Source organism: Nocardia sp. NPDC127606 (assembly GCF_042671725.1).
Lineage (GTDB): Bacteria > Actinomycetota > Actinomycetes > Mycobacteriales > Mycobacteriaceae > Nocardia.
This window is the reverse complement of the sequence record NZ_JBHXWQ010000002.1, coordinates 454,657-468,562: the sequence shown is the minus strand read 5'-3', so window position 1 is coordinate 468,562 and position 13,906 is coordinate 454,657. Positions and strand designations below refer to the sequence as shown.

Below are 13,906 nucleotides of genomic sequence, written 5' to 3'. Positions count from 1 at the left end.
CGGACTCCCTCAGCTCTCGAACAATTGCTGCCCGAGGTAGTTCCCGGCCGCGGGGACGCCGGGCGGGATCGCGAACACGGCCGAGCCCACCGGTGTCGTCCATTCGTTCAGCGCGTCGAACTCCGCCAGCCGCTGCTGCACAGGCAGAAACTGGGCGTCGACGTCGCGCTGGTAGGCAACGAACAGCAGTCCCGAATTCGACAGCTGCCCCGGGGCGGGCGCCTCGTCGTAGTTGAAACCGCGCCGCAGGAACCGCTCACCGTCGTGGGTGTGCCTGGCGCGGGCGACATGCGACGACGGCGGGATCACCGGGATGCCGTTACGGTCGACCGCCGCGAGATCGGGTTCGTCGTTCTCGGCGGTGCCGGTGAGCGGCGCACCGGTGGTGACCCTTCGGCCGACGGTCAGTTCTCGACCGTCGGCATCGAGTTCGTCCCAGCTGTCCAGATCCATGGCGATCCGGCGCAGCACCAGCGAGGTGCCGCCGGTCAACCACGGCGTCGACGCTCCGTCGTCCCACACCAGACGATCGAAATCGACCGTGCGCGGGGCGATATTGACGGTGCCGTCGACCTGGCCCATGAGGTTGCGCATGGTCTGGCCACGTGGCGCGTCCCGGAAGCCGCGCTGCACCCACCGCACCGTCACCAGCGACTTCACATGCTTGGACAGCACCCGCACCGCGTGCGCGACCGTCGTCGCTTCCCCAGCGCAGACCTGGAGTACCAGGTCCGCGCCGGTGTAGGCAGGCTCCAGCCGGTCGACGGGAAACGGCGGTAGCTGCCGCAGCCAGCTCGGTCGTCGTGCGGTGAGACCGGTGACGGTGAACAACTCCGGGCCGAAACCGGCCGTGACTGTGAGCCGGGCAGGCCGGGCCGCGAGTTCCGGTTCCGTGTCGGCCAGCGCCGGAATGCCCTGGGTGAGCCGCGACGCGTCGTCGGTCCAGATCCTGAGCAGGCCGATGACGTCCTCGCGTCCGACGCCGGGCGCGAGGTCGAAACCGGCGAAGGCCACGTGACCGGGTGGCATCGTCTCGATGCCGGCCTGGTGGGTGCCGTAGAACGGAACAACGTCGCGCCCGACGTCGGGTTCTCGTTCCCGATCCCGGAGACCGGCCGCGCCCCAGCCGATTCCGGCCGCGCCGACGACGCCCGCCGCCGCTCCCCCGCCGAGCAACCGGCGGCGGGAGAGCCCGGCATGCGGATCAGCCACCGTGCGTCGGGTTCTCGGCGCCCGGCGTGTAATTCTCCTTGCCGCCGGCGAAATCGCGCACCTGGGCGCTGACGACGGTGCTCGAGCCGTCGGAGAAGGTCAGGGTGAGCGAGGTTTCCGCGCCGGTACGCAATGGCTGCTTCAGATCCATGAACATCAGATGCTCGGCGCCGGGCTTCAGTGTCACCTCACCGTGCGCCGGGATGGTGATGCCGCCTTCCTTGGGACGCATGGTCTTGGCCCCGGTGCTGTCGGGCACGACCTCGTGGATCTCGACCCGGTCCGAGGCCGGGCTGGTCGCGGCGACCAGGGTGACCGGCGCGTCCCCGGTGTTGCGCAGGTTGCCGAAGGCGGCGGACATGCCGGAGTCGGCGGCTTTGATCCACTGGTCGCTCATCGTGATCCGGTCACCCGCCGATGCGGTGGCGGCGGGTGCGGGTTCGGAACCCGAGCAGGCGGTGGCGAAGAAGGCGAGGACGGACAGTGCGGTCGCGGCGCCGAGACGGCGGGCAGCGCGGGGTGAACGCAGGTGGGTACGCGTGTACGCGGACATGGAGAACTCCGATCATCGGGTGAGGTGGGCCCCGGACCGGTCTGTAGGCACAGCGAATCATCCACCGGGACGGTGGGATTCAGCGGCGTCGAGCTACGCCGGTACGGGGGTGAGTGCGGTCGCGCCCCTGCGGGGGCGGACCACGTAGCCCGATATCCGGTCGCAGGAGGAGTTGCCGGACTACCGCGCGCTCGTCGGCGGCGGGTAGCCGGACCGGACGCGCGGGAGGGCACACGACCCCGGCCACCACGAGAACCAGCTGACGCACGCTGGTGATCGCCCGGCGTACACCGACTTCGGCGGCGCGAATCGCGATCGCGCCGACCGGGATCGCGACCAGGTGCGCAAGCGCCATCGCGGCCGAAAGGCGATGGTGCTGGACATGTCCCAGCGACATCGCGGTGTGCCCGACGCACTGGCCGACAGCCAGCACCGCCATGGTCGACACCGGACTGTTCCCGCGCGGCAGCGCGGAGACCACGACACCGATCAGGGCGCAGGCGGCGAACAGCAGAGCCATCGACGAGCCGGCGGGAAGGGCGGTAGCGCCACCGAGTCCGTGCGCGAGCACGGCGACCGCACCGGACGCGGCACCCACCGCCGCGCCGCGTAAGCGCGCGGTGTGATCCGTCGGTGAACGCACCCAGCCATGCTACGACTACGTGTCGTAGATATCGGGATCAGGGCGTATGACCGGGATCTCATCGGCGCCGCACCCGAATTCCGAAGAAAGACTTGACCTTAACCATTGTTTGGGTTTGATGATGGTCTCACCACCGAATGAGGGAGAACATCATGACCACCACCACCGCCCCCGCCACCTACACCGTTCCCGCACTGAACCGGCCCGTGGCCGTGCTGGGCGCCGCTGCCGCCGCCGTGGTGCTGAACCTGATCGTCTGGGCCATCGGCGCCGCCGCGGGCGGAACGTTCACCACGATCGCCGACGGCAAGGTCACCGATGCCGCACCCGGCGGCGTGATCATGATGTCGGCGGTGCCGGTGCTGATCGGGCTGACCGTCGCCGTGCTGCTGTCCTACGTGTGGACCGGCGTGCTGCGGACCGCCGCCGTGGTCGGATCGGTGCTGTCGATCGCGACCATCGGGCTGACCGTGGCCGCCGACTTCGACACCGCCTCCACCATCGCCCTGTCGGTGATGCACGTGGTGCTGGTGCCGGTCATGGTGATCGCGCTGGAAGGTGTGCGCCGCAGCATCACCGCGAAGTGACCCGAACACACAGCGAAGGCCCCGCCGAGAAAACGGCGGGGCCTTTCGCGTGTCGAGTTCTAGACCGAGCGGCCGAACAGCAGCTTCCACGGCATGAGCGCCGATTCGAGCTGCACCTTCAGGCTCATCTTCGACGCGCCGATGGTGCGCTCCTCGAAGCGGATCGGCACCTCGGCAATCGTGTAGCCCTTCTTGATCGCACGGTAGTTCATCTCGACCTGGAACGAATAGCCGTTGCTACGGATCGAGGCCACGTCGATCGCGCGCAGGGTGTCGGCCTTCCAGGCCTTGAAACCGGCGGTCGCGTCCTTCACGCCGAGGCGCAGGATCAGGTTCACGTAGAAGTTGGCCCAGGCCGACAGGGCCTTGCGGTACCACTTCCACTCCGCGGCGGTGGAGCCACCGGGCACGTAGCGCGACCCCAGCGCCACGCCGACATCGTCGGAGCTCAGCTTCTCGAGCATCGACGGGATCACTTCGGCGGGGTGCGACAGATCTGCGTCCATCTGGATCACCACGTCGGCGCCCTCGTCGAGCGCCGCGGTGATGCCCGCGATGTAGGCGCGGCCGAGGCCGTCCTTCTCGGTGCGGTGCAGCACGCTCACGACATTCGGCAGCTCAGCGGCCAGTTTGTCGGCGACGTCACCCGTGCCGTCGGGTGAATTGTCGTCTACTACCAGCACGTGCAGATCGGACACCGGCAGAGCCGTCAGCCGCTCCACCGCCACCGGCAGATTTTCCCGCTCGTTGTAGGTCGGCACAACAACGGTAACCCTCAAGGGTCGCCCTCCCTGCTCACCTGGATAGCCCCGCGGCCCAGGATGCGGGCACGGGGCATGTCATCGATTCGTTATGACGGTACTCGATGGTCCTGACGCTTTCCTGAGTGGCCGTGCGGGCGCTCACCACAAACGACCCGCGTGGACCAGCGCGTCGATGATCAATCCGATGCCGAACACGACGAAGAGCACCCTGATGACCGGCGGCCCGAACCGGGTGATGCCCCGCACGAGCAGGCGGTATACCCGCCGCGCGCGCGGTGTCCGCCGCATGGCCACCGCGAGCACGACCAGCGGCAGGACCAGGGCGATCGCGCAGTACCCGACCACGATCACCGGCCACACCACCGGCAGCGGGCGCTGCGCGGACAGCAGCGCGAGGGCCGCGAGGTAGGGCACCGAGGTCGGCACCTTCGCCAGACCCAGCGTGAAGCCGATCACGCCCATCAGCCACGGACGCTTGCGCACCGGCTCGACCCAGCGACCACCGGTGGGCGCGGTGGTGTCCACCGGCAGCACGGCGACCGCGATCAGCACCAGACCGATCACCAGCTCGCCCCAGTACCGCAGCGTCGGGGTCAACTCGAAGTCGAGGAGCCGGACCAGGAAGTCGATGCCGAGCACGGTGCACACGCCGAAGACCACGGAGATCGCGAAAACGCCGCCGAGGAAGCTGAGCACACCCGTCATCGGCGAGCGCCGGGTCAGCCTGGCGTCGGCGACCACGGCCGTGGTGATCGCCACCAGCAGCACGTCGAGCGCGTCGAGCAGAGCGAACCCGAGCAGGGCCAACAGTCGATACCCATCCATGACGTGGCTGACCCTACTCGCCGGTCATATTTCGATCGCCGACCCGTCAGTCACACCAGCACCACCCGAACGTCGCGACGAAAGTCCGTGACCTGCGCGGTCGCGAAATCGATCCTGCCATCTGGACTGGACTCCCCCGCAAACCGCGCTCGGTGGTTACGCTTTTCAGCACCGGCCGTGCCGGGATCCGCGATCGTGAAGGGGCAGACATCGTGGCAGAAATGTCATTCGACCCGTCAGCGCTCGACGCTTATCAGCGTGCGGCAGCTCGGGTTTCCGAACTTCTTGGCACAGCGGCCACCGATACGACGACCGCGGCCGGGGTCGACCTGTCCGGGCTCGGCGTGCTCGGGCGTGAATTCGCCGCCGCCTGGACACAGGCCGCGGGCGACCACGCGTCGACGCTGAGCACGGCGGGCAACCTGGTCACCGCCTATCAGGACATCTTGAATCGCTTCGGCGCCAGCGTGACCGGGATCGACACCGGGCTGGCGGGCGATCTGCGGGCAGCCGAGGGAGAGGTGGCGTGATGCGTTCCAAGTCGCTGGTCACCGAGACCACGGTCAGCACGATCACTCCCGCCGAGGCCGAGGCGAAGATCGAGCCGGTGATCGCGCTGCTCGAAGTGCCGTTGCTCGAATTGCGGAGATCGCTGGGCAGCAACACTTCCGCCGATCCCGACGCGTCCGTGGTCGCCGCGCTGACGTCGGCGTCCGCCGCGACCACGGCTACCGAAGACCCGCATCGACTCGGGCTGTACGCGCTCGAGTCGACCGAGACCGCGGCACCGGCAACGCCCGCGCTGCGGCAGACCGCCACCGAGGTCTCGGCCGCGGCCGATCGTGGGACCAGTTTGAGCTCGCTGCTCGGGCAGGCATATTCGACACAGTCGACCGCGGCCGCCAAGGTCGACGCGATCATCGCCGACTTCCGGGCCAAGGCGAAGAAGGCCGCGCCCGCGGTGAACGAGAACAACCTGGACGCCATCGTCGAGCTGGCCGAAGAGGCCATCTCGGAAGCGGTCGGGGTGGTGGGCAACGCCAGCACCGAGATGGACCAGTACACCCGGGACACCAAGGGGCTCACCAGCGATCTCGGCGGGACCAACGGGGTGACCGTCCCCACCGGCGCGACGGAGGTGGCGCCCGGGGTCTACGTGCTCGGCACCGGCGGGTCCGATACCTCGTCGTGGGACGACTCCTCCTGGGATGACGACGACGACAACATCGATCCGGCGACAGCGGCGCAGATCGCGTTGCAAGAGGCCTTGATCGACGGTGGGGTGTCGTTGGGAACCGCGGCGATCGATGCCGGTGTCACCTTCGGGACGCATCTGATCGACAAGATCGCCGAAGTCGCGATGCACGGAATCGACAAGGGCTCCGAGTTGGCGACGACCGGAATCGACACTCTCGCCGCGAATGCCACCGGCACCGAGGGCGCCACCTCCACCACCCCCGCGGGCACCGCACCCACCTCGCCGTCGACCAATGGCGGTGGCACCGGCACGAACACCTTGTTCGGCGGATTGGGCGGCGGCACCAGCACCGGGGGTGGCACCAGCACCGGCGCCGGCGCCAACACCGGCGCCGGGGCGAACAACGACAGTGGCGCGTCGGCGAAGCCGGACAGCCCCGCGCCGTCCGCGCCGTTCCAGTCGAACCAGGCGCCGAAAACCGAACAGCCCCAACAGGCGCCGAGCACACCGGCGCCCGCCCAGCAGCCGATGCAAGGCGGGGTGGTTCCGCCCAGCAGTCGTCCGCAGCAGGATCAGGAGACCGAAAAGCCCTCCGCCGCACCTAAACACGGTCAACCGGGAGTCGTCCCGGCGCCGGCGTAGGACCCCCGGATGGAGAATCCGTTCGGTGCCTACTTCACGTCGCCGGACGCTACGCCGCCCGGTCGCCGTCGCCCGCAGGGCAAACGGCGACGCAGGCGGCGACGCGAGGCCGAGCCGCAGACGATCGGCACGAACCCCGAGACCTGGCCGCCACCCGACCCGGAACCGTTCGACGACAACGACCCGTTCCAGCCCGCACCCGTCCAGCCGGTGTATCGAAACCCCGCCGACGACGACGGGTTCACCGGCGACTGGAACGACTGGAACGACGGCGACGCGCCGGTCGAGACGCAGCGCGGCGACGATGTCGACTGGAACGACTGGGCCACCGCCACCGCCACCGAACAGAGCGGGGACCACGTCGAGATGCCGGTGTTGCCGCGCCTCAAGGACTTCGGCGGCGGCGGCCAGATCGCGCGGCGCCCCCGCAAGAACTTCGACGACGAACGCTACGACGACAGCGGCGGCCGGGCGAAAGCCGCCGCCGCGATCAAGGGTGTGGTCGGCGCGCTCGCCTTCGTCGTCGTGCTCGGCGTGGCCGCCACGATCTTTCTCGGTCCCGCCGACAAGACGAGCACCACCACCCAGGCCGCCGTCCCCGGCTCGCGGGCGACCACGTCCACCGTGGTGCCCCCGCTACCCGCCCACGCCCTGTCCGGCTGCGAGTCCTTCCGCACTCCCTCGATCACCATCAGCGCCGAGCGCGGCGACACCGCCAGCCCCGAGGGCGCCATCCTCGGCTTCGAATACAGCTACTACGTCGACCGCGACGCCGCCAAGGCCCGATCCTTCGTCACCGACAACGCCCACGTGGGCGATGCCTCCGCCCTGGCCGAAGGCATCGGCTCGCTACCCCTCGACGTCAGATACTGCGTCCACATCACCAAGGCCGACGCCGCGGACCCCACCCTCTGGAACGTCACCATCCACCAGAAATGGCCAGGCGACGCCACCACCGAGAAAATCAACCAGGTCATGCGCACCACCGAGGTAGCCCCGGGCCGCCACCGCATCACCAGCATCGACCACCGCACCTGAGCACCTCCTCGAACGCAAAAGTCCCCCGCACCGGATCGGTGTGGGGGACTTTGTCGTGTTGCGACCCTGACGGGACTCGAACCCGCGACCTCCGCCGTGACAGGGCGGCGCGCTAACCAACTGCGCTACAGGGCCTTGCTTGTTACGTGGGGGGATATTACCCGGTGGGTCGCGGTTTCGGTAACCGAACAGGTCAGGTGGTGGATCGGGTGTTGACATTGACGTCAACGTCAACAATGCTGTGACGGTGACCACAAGCGAGGCGCAGGAGCGGGCCAGGTCGGCGCGCAAGGACAGCGCGGGGCCGCGCCGGGGCGAGTTGCTGGACGCGGCGGCGCGGTGTTTCGCCGAGTGGGGGTACGACCAGACCTCGGTGGAGACCATCACCACGCGGGCGCGGGTCTCCCGGGCGACGTTCTACGCGTACTTCTCGTCGAAGGACGAGGTATTCGGGGCGATCACCGAGCGGGTGTGCGCGCAGTTCCTGGCCGCGCAACTCGTGGTGGACGTCGAGGTGAGCACGGCCGCCGAGGTCATCGGGGCCACCACGCGGGCATTCGCCGAAGCCGTGTTCGCCAACGGCGCGCTGGTGGCGCTGATCGAGCACCGGGCGGGGATCGATCCCGCGATCGGCGCGCAGTGGTCGCAGGTGCGCACTCGTCTGCGCAAGCGGTTCACGGCGTTTCTCGAACGCGCGGAGGTGCGCGGCGGGATCGATCCGTGTGCCCCGCCGTCGCGGATCGTCGAGACCCTCGCCGACGCGCTGCTGATCGGCGCCTCCCGGCTCGCCGGAGCCGACCCCGACCGGCACGAACAGTTCATCACCGACCACATCGCCATCGCCGAACGACTGATCGGCTTCACCAGCTAGACCCGCACCGGAACGGATGGGCCCATGACCGTCGAACCACCTACCGTCGCCCCGCCCGCGCTCGACACGGCGCTCGCACAGATCCGACAGCTCCAGTCCGCGGCGTGGCCCGCACAGGTTCCGCGCACGGTGGAATATCCGATCGCCTCGATGGCCGTCGTCGACTACCTGCGGCACTGGGCCGCGCTACGACCGGAAGTCACCGCGATCGCGTACTACGGCCGCGACCTCAGCTACGCCGAATACGACGAGCTCTCCGACCGTTTCGCCGGTTGGCTGCTCGCGAACGGCGCGCAGGCGGGCGATCGGATCGGGGTCTATCTCAGCAATTGCCCACAGTTCCTCGTCGCCATGCTCGGCATCCTGAAGATCGGCGCGGTGCACGTGCCGATCAATCCCCTGTTCCGCGCCCATGAACTGCGCCACGAACTGCTCGACGCGGGCGTGACGATCCTGCTCGCCCAGGACAATCTGGCCCCGCTGGTCGACGAAGTGCGCGCGGACACCCCGGTGCGCCTGGTCGCGCTCACCGCGCTGTCCGACATGTTCGTCGCCGAACCCGCTGTCACCGCACCCTTCGACACCACCCCGGCCGACACCGACTGGCACCGGATCATCGAAAGCCCACGCGCCCCGGCCCAACCCACCGATCCGGACGCACTCGCCGCCCTGAACTACACCGGCGGAACCACCGGCATGCCGAAGGGCTGCGAGCACACCCAGCGGCACATGGTCTACACCGCCGCGACCGCCACCGTGGCCAACGGCTTCCGGGTGGGCGAACGCCCGCTCGTCGCGCTGAACTTCCTGCCGGTGTTCTGGATCGCCGGCGAGGACTTCGGGATCCTGTTCCCGCTGGTCAACGGCGGCACAGCGGTGCTGATGAACCGGTGGGACGCCACGACCGCACTGCGCCTGCTCGCCCGCTACCGGGTCACCTCGATGATCGGGATGATCGACAACTACGTGGAGATGATGGACCACCCGGCATTCGACCCGGCCGAACTCGCCGCGCTGGAGAACACGACGGGCGTCTCGTTCGTGGTGAAGCTCGACACCGAAATCCGCGCCCGCTGGCGCGCCGCCACCGGACTCACCCTGCGCGAGACCAGCTACGGGATGACCGAGACGCACACCGCCGACACCTTCACCCTCGGGCTCCAGGACGACGATTACGACCTGTGCAGCGAGCCGGTGTTCTGCGGCCTACCGGTTCCCGGTACCGACATCCTCATCGTCGACGAGAACGGCGCACCGGTCCCGATCGGCACCGAAGGTCAGATCATCGTGCGCAGCCCTTCGATCCTCACCCGGTACTACCGCAATCCCGAATCCACCGCGGCGACGGTGCGGGAGGGCTGGTTGCGGACCGGTGACGTCGGCAAGCTGAACGAGCGTGGCGCACTGCACTATCTGGCGCGTGACAAGGAGATGATCAAGGTCAACGGCATGAGCGTGTTCCCCTCCGAGGTCGAATCCCTGCTGATGCTGCACCCGCAGGTACAGACGGTCGGCGTGGTGCCCAAGCCCGATGCCGCGCGCGGGCAGGTACCGCTCGCCTTCGTCGTGCTGATTCCCGAATCCTCGCTCGCACCCGCCGAATTGCGGAGCTGGGCACAGCAGAACATGGCCACCTACAAGGTCCCCGAGATCGAGATTCTCGACGAACTGCCGATGACGGCGACCGGCAAGATCCGCAAGGGCGACCTGTTCACCATGACCGAGCGCATCGCCGCCACCGAATCCGAGGACATCCAGTGAAGCTGCTCATCGCCAACCGCGGCGAGATCGCCCTGCGCGTCCTGCGCACCGCCGCCGAACTCGGCATCGACACCGTGGCGGTGTACGCCGAGGACGACGCCGACAATCCCGATGTACACGCGGCGGGCGAGGCGATCCGGCTGGCGGGCACCGGCGCGACGCCCTACCTCGACCACGCCGCGATCCTGGCCGCCGCCAAGGAATCCGGCGCCGACTACCTGCATCCCGGCTACGGATTCCTCAGCGAGAACGCCGAATTCGCCCGCGCGTGCGCGGCCGGCGGCGTCACGTTCGTCGGCCCCGATCCCGCGGTGCTCGACTTGTTCGGCGACAAGTCCTCGGCCCGCGCGACCGCCGTGGCCGCCGGTGTTCCCGTCCTGCCCGCGACCGAGGGACCGACCACCGTCGAGCAGGTCCACGCGTTCTTCGACACACATCCCGGCGCGATCATGATCAAGGCGCTGGCCGGTGGCGGCGGCCGTGGCATGCGGGTGGTGCGGGCCGCCGAGGAGATCGACGACGCGTACCGGCAGTGCGCCGCGGAAGCGCGGCTCGGTTTCGGCAATCCGGCGGTGTTCGCCGAGACGCTGTTCGACAACGCCCGGCACATCGAAGTACAGATCGTCGCCACCGGCGGCACGGCGCTGGCGCTGGGTGATCGCGATTGCAGCGTCCAGCGCAGGCATCAGAAGCTGCTCGAAATCGCGCCCGCGCAGGGTCTTTCGGACACTCAGCGCAGAGAACTCCACGCGGCGGCGGCCCGGCTGTGCGCCCACGTGGGCTATCGCGGGCTGGCCACCGTCGAGTTCCTGGTCTCCGACCGCGAATTCGTGTTCCTCGAGGTGAATCCGCGAATCCAGGTGGAGCACACCGTGACCGAGGAGGTGACCGGCGTGGATCTGGTCGCCGTGCAGCTCGCGATCGCCCAGGGCACGCCCTTCGACGCGCTGGGATTGCCGAGTGGAATCGTCTCCACCGGAACGGGATCCACCGGTGATCCGGCCACCGCCGACGGCATCGCGATCCAGGCCAGGGTCAACATGGAAACGATGACGGCCGACGGTTCGACGGTGCCGACCGCGGGCACCCTGACCACCTTCGCACCGCCGACCGGCCCCGGCGTGCGGGTCGACACCTTCGGCCGCTCCGGGCTGACCCCGAGCCCGCGCTACGACTCGCTGCTGGCCAAGGTGATCACCCGCACCCGGGGGCAGTCCTTCCCCGCCGCCGCCCGCAAGGCCGCGACGGCACTCGCCGAGTTCACCGTGACCGGCATCGGTACGAACATCTCGTTCCTGCGAGAGATACTCGCCGACAGCACCTTCCAGTCAGGGCTCGCCACCACCGGCTTTCTCACCGAGCGGCTGACCGACCTGGCGGCGGCAGCACAGACCGATCAGCCCGAGATCGCGGTCACCGCGATCGAGCTGTATCCGGGGCAGGAGGCCGTGCGCGCTCAGCTCGCCGGCACGGTGGTCGAGGTGACCGACGAGGGTGCCGACGTCGGCGCAGGCGGTCAGCTCGCCGTGCTCGAGGCGATGAAGATGCAGCATGTGGTCACCGCGCCCGATGCCGCCAGGACCGTCCGGGTGCTGGTCCGCCCCGGCCAGGTCGTCGCACCGGGCGATCCGCTGGTCATCATCACCCGTACCGGCGCGGACGAGACCGGCGGCGCGCACACCGATCTGGATCCCGACCGCGCTCGCGCCGATGTCGACGAGATCCGTGCCAGGCACCTCGTGACGCTGGACGAGTCCCGCCCGGCGGCCGTGGCCAAACGGCACGGGCTCGGTCGCCGCACCGCCAGGGAGAACATCGCCGACCTGGTCGACGCGGGCAGCTTCGTCGAGTACGGCGCGCTCGCGTTCGCCGCGCAGCGCAGCAGGCGCACCGAAGCGGACCTGATCGCCAACACCCCCGCCGACGGCCTGGTCACCGGCTTGGCGACCATCGGCGCCGACCGCTTCGACGATGCCGAGGCGGTGGTGATCTCCTACGACTACACCGTGCTCGCCGGCACCCAGGGCAAGAACAACCACGCCAAGACCGACCGCGCCTTCGAACTGGCCGACCGTAAGCGGATTCCGGTGGTGCTGTTCGCCGAGGGCGGCGGCGGCAGGCCGGGCGACACCGACTGGACCGGCATGGGCCTGGACGTGACGACCTTCCGCGCACTCGGCGCTCTACGCGGCAAGGTGCCGCTGGTGACGATCGTGTCGGGTCGCTGCTTCGCGGGCAACGCCGCCCTGGCCGGTGTCTGCGACGTGATCATCGCGACGCCGGACGCCAATATCGGCATGGGCGGACCGGCGATGATCGAGGGCGGCGGGCTCGGCGCCTACCGCCCGGAGGACATCGGCCCGGTCGACGTGCAGCGACGCAACGGCGTGGTCGATCTGGTCGCCCGCGACGAGGCGCACGCTGTGGCGCTGGCCAAGCAGTACCTCGGCTATTTCCAGGGCAGGGTCGACGATTTCGAGGCACCGGATCCACGGCTGGCCCGGCACGTGGTGCCGGAGAACCGGTTGCGCGCCTACGACATCCATCGCGCCATCGACGCGATCGTCGACGTGGGCTCGGCGCTCGAGCTGCGGCCGGACTACGGGGTCGGCGTCGTCACCGCGCTGGTCCGGGTACACGGCGAACCGTTCGGCTTGATCGCCAACAGCAGCCACCATCTGGGCGGCGCGATCGATGCCGAGGCCGCCGACAAGATGGGCGAGTTCCTCACGCTGTGCCAATCGTTCGGACTGCCGGTCGTCTCGCTATGTGACACACCGGGTTTCATGGTCGGACCGGAAGCGGAGAAGACCGCGACGGTGCGCCGGTTCAGCAAGCTGTTCGTGCTCGGCGCGCAACTGAGCGTGCCGTTCGGCACCGTCATCCTGCGCAAGGGCTACGGACTCGGCGCGATGGCGATGGCGGCAGGCCACTTCCACGCGCCGCAGTTCACCGTCGCGTGGCCCACCGGCGAGATCGGGCCCATGGGGCTGGAGGGCGCCGTTCGCCTCGGCTTCAGTAAAGAGCTCGCCGCCGTGGCGGATCCGGACGAGCGCGAGACGCTGTTCCAGCAATTGCTCGCCATGGGCTACCAGCAGGGCAAGGCGCTCACCGCTGCCACGGGTTTCGAACTCGACGATGTGATCGACCCGGCCGACACCCGCACCTGGATCGCCACCCTCGTCAATAGCCGGGCGCGCGCAGGATCCTGAGCACCAGATCGGCGTTGATGTCGCCGAGCTCCTCCGGGGTGAACTCACCGCCCGGCCGGTACCACCGGCAGATGTCGATCCCCAGCGACATCATCGCCAGCACGGCGACGCGGGGATCGGCGACGGTGAACACGCCGCGCTCGATCCCCGCGCGCACCTCCGCGACCGCGGCCTGCCTGATCCGGCGGCGGATCTCGGCGACGATGTCGTGGTGCTCGGGGGCCAGGTGCCTGCTCTCGTACTGGGCGATCCGCGCCCGCCGATAGCTGCGCGCATGCAGGATGCTGAACGCGGTGACCAGCGCCCGGATCCGGTCCACCGGCTCGTCATGGGGCGCCACCGCGGCCTCGATGATCGTCAGGGTGTTGTCGACGGCGTGCTCGACCAGCCGGAAGAGCAGGTCCTCCTTCGAGGCGAAATACACATACATCGCGGCCGGGCTCAACCCCGCGGCCGCGGTGATATCCCGCGTGCGGGTGGCCTCGAAACCCTTGTCGGAGAACAGCACTACCGCGGCGTCGAGCAAGCGCTGTGCGGTGTCGCCCAGCCCGGTGACCGGATCGGCCAGCGGGTCGTCATCGAGTAGCTCGCTCACCTGAC

Annotated in this window: 13 protein-coding genes and 1 tRNA gene; 7 read left to right on the top strand and 7 right to left on the bottom strand. The window is 69.1% G+C overall.

Features of this window, described 5'->3' with window-relative positions:
* Positions 1–9 precede the first annotated feature (9 nt).
* From ACFVJ5_RS13035 to ACFVJ5_RS13025, 3 genes are all read right to left on the bottom strand, one after another.
* Positions 10–1,212 carry a Dyp-type peroxidase gene (locus tag ACFVJ5_RS13035; RefSeq protein ID WP_379220165.1) on the bottom strand — a complete coding sequence of 401 codons (1,203 nt, stop codon included), beginning with the start codon at positions 1,210–1,212 and terminating at the stop codon, positions 10–12.
* Positions 1,205–1,765: a copper chaperone PCu(A)C gene (locus tag ACFVJ5_RS13030; RefSeq protein WP_379220164.1), complete on the bottom strand. Its 561-nt coding sequence runs from the start codon at positions 1,763–1,765 to the stop codon at positions 1,205–1,207. Before ACFVJ5_RS13030 ends, ACFVJ5_RS13035 begins: the two co-directional genes overlap by 8 nt.
* A gap of 79 nt (positions 1,766–1,844) precedes the next feature.
* Positions 1,845–2,408 carry a hypothetical protein gene (locus ACFVJ5_RS13025; RefSeq protein ID WP_379220163.1) on the bottom strand — a complete coding sequence of 188 codons (564 nt, stop codon included), beginning with the start codon at positions 2,406–2,408 and terminating at the stop codon, positions 1,845–1,847.
* A 152-nt stretch (positions 2,409–2,560) separates the two neighbouring features.
* Between ACFVJ5_RS13025 and ACFVJ5_RS13020 the strand changes: the two genes are divergently transcribed.
* Positions 2,561–2,995 (top strand): DUF6069 family protein, encoded by a 435-nt coding sequence (locus tag ACFVJ5_RS13020; protein WP_379220162.1) that lies wholly within the window; start codon positions 2,561–2,563, stop codon positions 2,993–2,995.
* Between the two features lie 59 nt (positions 2,996–3,054).
* On the opposite strand, the gene ACFVJ5_RS13015 is transcribed toward ACFVJ5_RS13020, so the two are convergent.
* Positions 3,055–3,774: a polyprenol monophosphomannose synthase gene (locus ACFVJ5_RS13015; RefSeq protein ID WP_378913959.1), complete on the bottom strand. Its 720-nt coding sequence runs from the start codon at positions 3,772–3,774 to the stop codon at positions 3,055–3,057.
* A 123-nt stretch (positions 3,775–3,897) separates the two neighbouring features.
* Entirely contained in the window at positions 3,898–4,584 is a 687-nt protein-coding gene (locus tag ACFVJ5_RS13010) for a GAP family protein (protein WP_379220161.1), read from the bottom strand.
* Between the two features lie 212 nt (positions 4,585–4,796).
* Between ACFVJ5_RS13010 and ACFVJ5_RS13005 the strand changes: the two genes are divergently transcribed.
* The 3 genes from ACFVJ5_RS13005 to ACFVJ5_RS12995 are packed head-to-tail and all read left to right on the top strand — an operon-like array spanning position 4,797 to position 7,462.
* On the top strand, positions 4,797–5,114 hold the full coding sequence (locus ACFVJ5_RS13005; protein ID WP_358070999.1) for a hypothetical protein: 318 nt from the start codon (positions 4,797–4,799) through the stop codon (positions 5,112–5,114).
* Complete coding sequence (locus ACFVJ5_RS13000; RefSeq protein ID WP_379220160.1) at positions 5,114–6,424, top strand: hypothetical protein; 1,311 nt, start codon at positions 5,114–5,116, stop codon at positions 6,422–6,424. The genes ACFVJ5_RS13005 and ACFVJ5_RS13000 overlap by 1 nt, the downstream gene beginning before the upstream one ends.
* 9 nt (positions 6,425–6,433) lie before the next feature.
* Complete coding sequence (locus tag ACFVJ5_RS12995; protein WP_379220159.1) at positions 6,434–7,462, top strand: hypothetical protein; 1,029 nt, start codon at positions 6,434–6,436, stop codon at positions 7,460–7,462.
* A gap of 61 nt (positions 7,463–7,523) precedes the next feature.
* Here ACFVJ5_RS12995 and ACFVJ5_RS12990 read toward each other — a convergent pair.
* Positions 7,524–7,597, bottom strand: a tRNA-Asp gene (locus tag ACFVJ5_RS12990).
* A gap of 106 nt (positions 7,598–7,703) precedes the next feature.
* On the opposite strand from ACFVJ5_RS12990, the gene ACFVJ5_RS12985 reads away from it, so the two are divergent.
* Genes ACFVJ5_RS12985 through ACFVJ5_RS12975 form a run of 3 tightly spaced genes read left to right on the top strand, consistent with a single transcriptional unit; the run spans position 7,704 to position 13,306 of the window.
* Complete coding sequence (locus ACFVJ5_RS12985; RefSeq protein ID WP_379220158.1) at positions 7,704–8,333, top strand: TetR/AcrR family transcriptional regulator; 630 nt, start codon at positions 7,704–7,706, stop codon at positions 8,331–8,333.
* 24 nt (positions 8,334–8,357) lie between these two features.
* Positions 8,358–10,094, top strand: a complete 1,737-nt coding sequence (locus ACFVJ5_RS12980; RefSeq protein WP_379220157.1) for an AMP-binding protein — start codon at positions 8,358–8,360, stop codon at positions 10,092–10,094.
* On the top strand, positions 10,091–13,306 hold the full coding sequence (locus tag ACFVJ5_RS12975; protein WP_379220156.1) for a carboxyl transferase domain-containing protein: 3,216 nt from the start codon (positions 10,091–10,093) through the stop codon (positions 13,304–13,306). Before ACFVJ5_RS12980 ends, ACFVJ5_RS12975 begins: the two co-directional genes overlap by 4 nt.
* Here ACFVJ5_RS12975 and ACFVJ5_RS12970 read toward each other — a convergent pair.
* The gene (locus ACFVJ5_RS12970; protein ID WP_379220155.1) at positions 13,278–13,901 is read right to left on the bottom strand and encodes a TetR/AcrR family transcriptional regulator; all 624 of its coding nucleotides are present in this window, start codon (positions 13,899–13,901) and stop codon (positions 13,278–13,280) included. The two genes, ACFVJ5_RS12975 and ACFVJ5_RS12970, sit on opposite strands and share 29 nt — an antisense overlap.
* Positions 13,902–13,906: the final 5 nt, after the last annotated feature.

What these genes read in the sequence shown, in the direction of transcription:
- ACFVJ5_RS13030 (WP_379220164.1), bottom strand. Translation starts at nt 1,765, where the DNA reads ATGTCCGCGTACACGCGTACCCACCTGCGTTCACCCCGCGCTGCCCGC.
- ACFVJ5_RS13020 (WP_379220162.1), top strand. Translation starts at nt 2,561, where the DNA reads ATGACCACCACCACCGCCCCCGCCACCTACACCGTTCCCGCACTGAAC.
- ACFVJ5_RS13010 (WP_379220161.1), bottom strand. Translation starts at nt 4,584, where the DNA reads ATGGATGGGTATCGACTGTTGGCCCTGCTCGGGTTCGCTCTGCTCGAC.
- ACFVJ5_RS13000 (WP_379220160.1), top strand. Translation starts at nt 5,114, where the DNA reads ATGCGTTCCAAGTCGCTGGTCACCGAGACCACGGTCAGCACGATCACT.
- ACFVJ5_RS12995 (WP_379220159.1), top strand. Translation starts at nt 6,434, where the DNA reads ATGGAGAATCCGTTCGGTGCCTACTTCACGTCGCCGGACGCTACGCCG.
- ACFVJ5_RS12980 (WP_379220157.1), top strand. Translation starts at nt 8,358, where the DNA reads ATGACCGTCGAACCACCTACCGTCGCCCCGCCCGCGCTCGACACGGCG.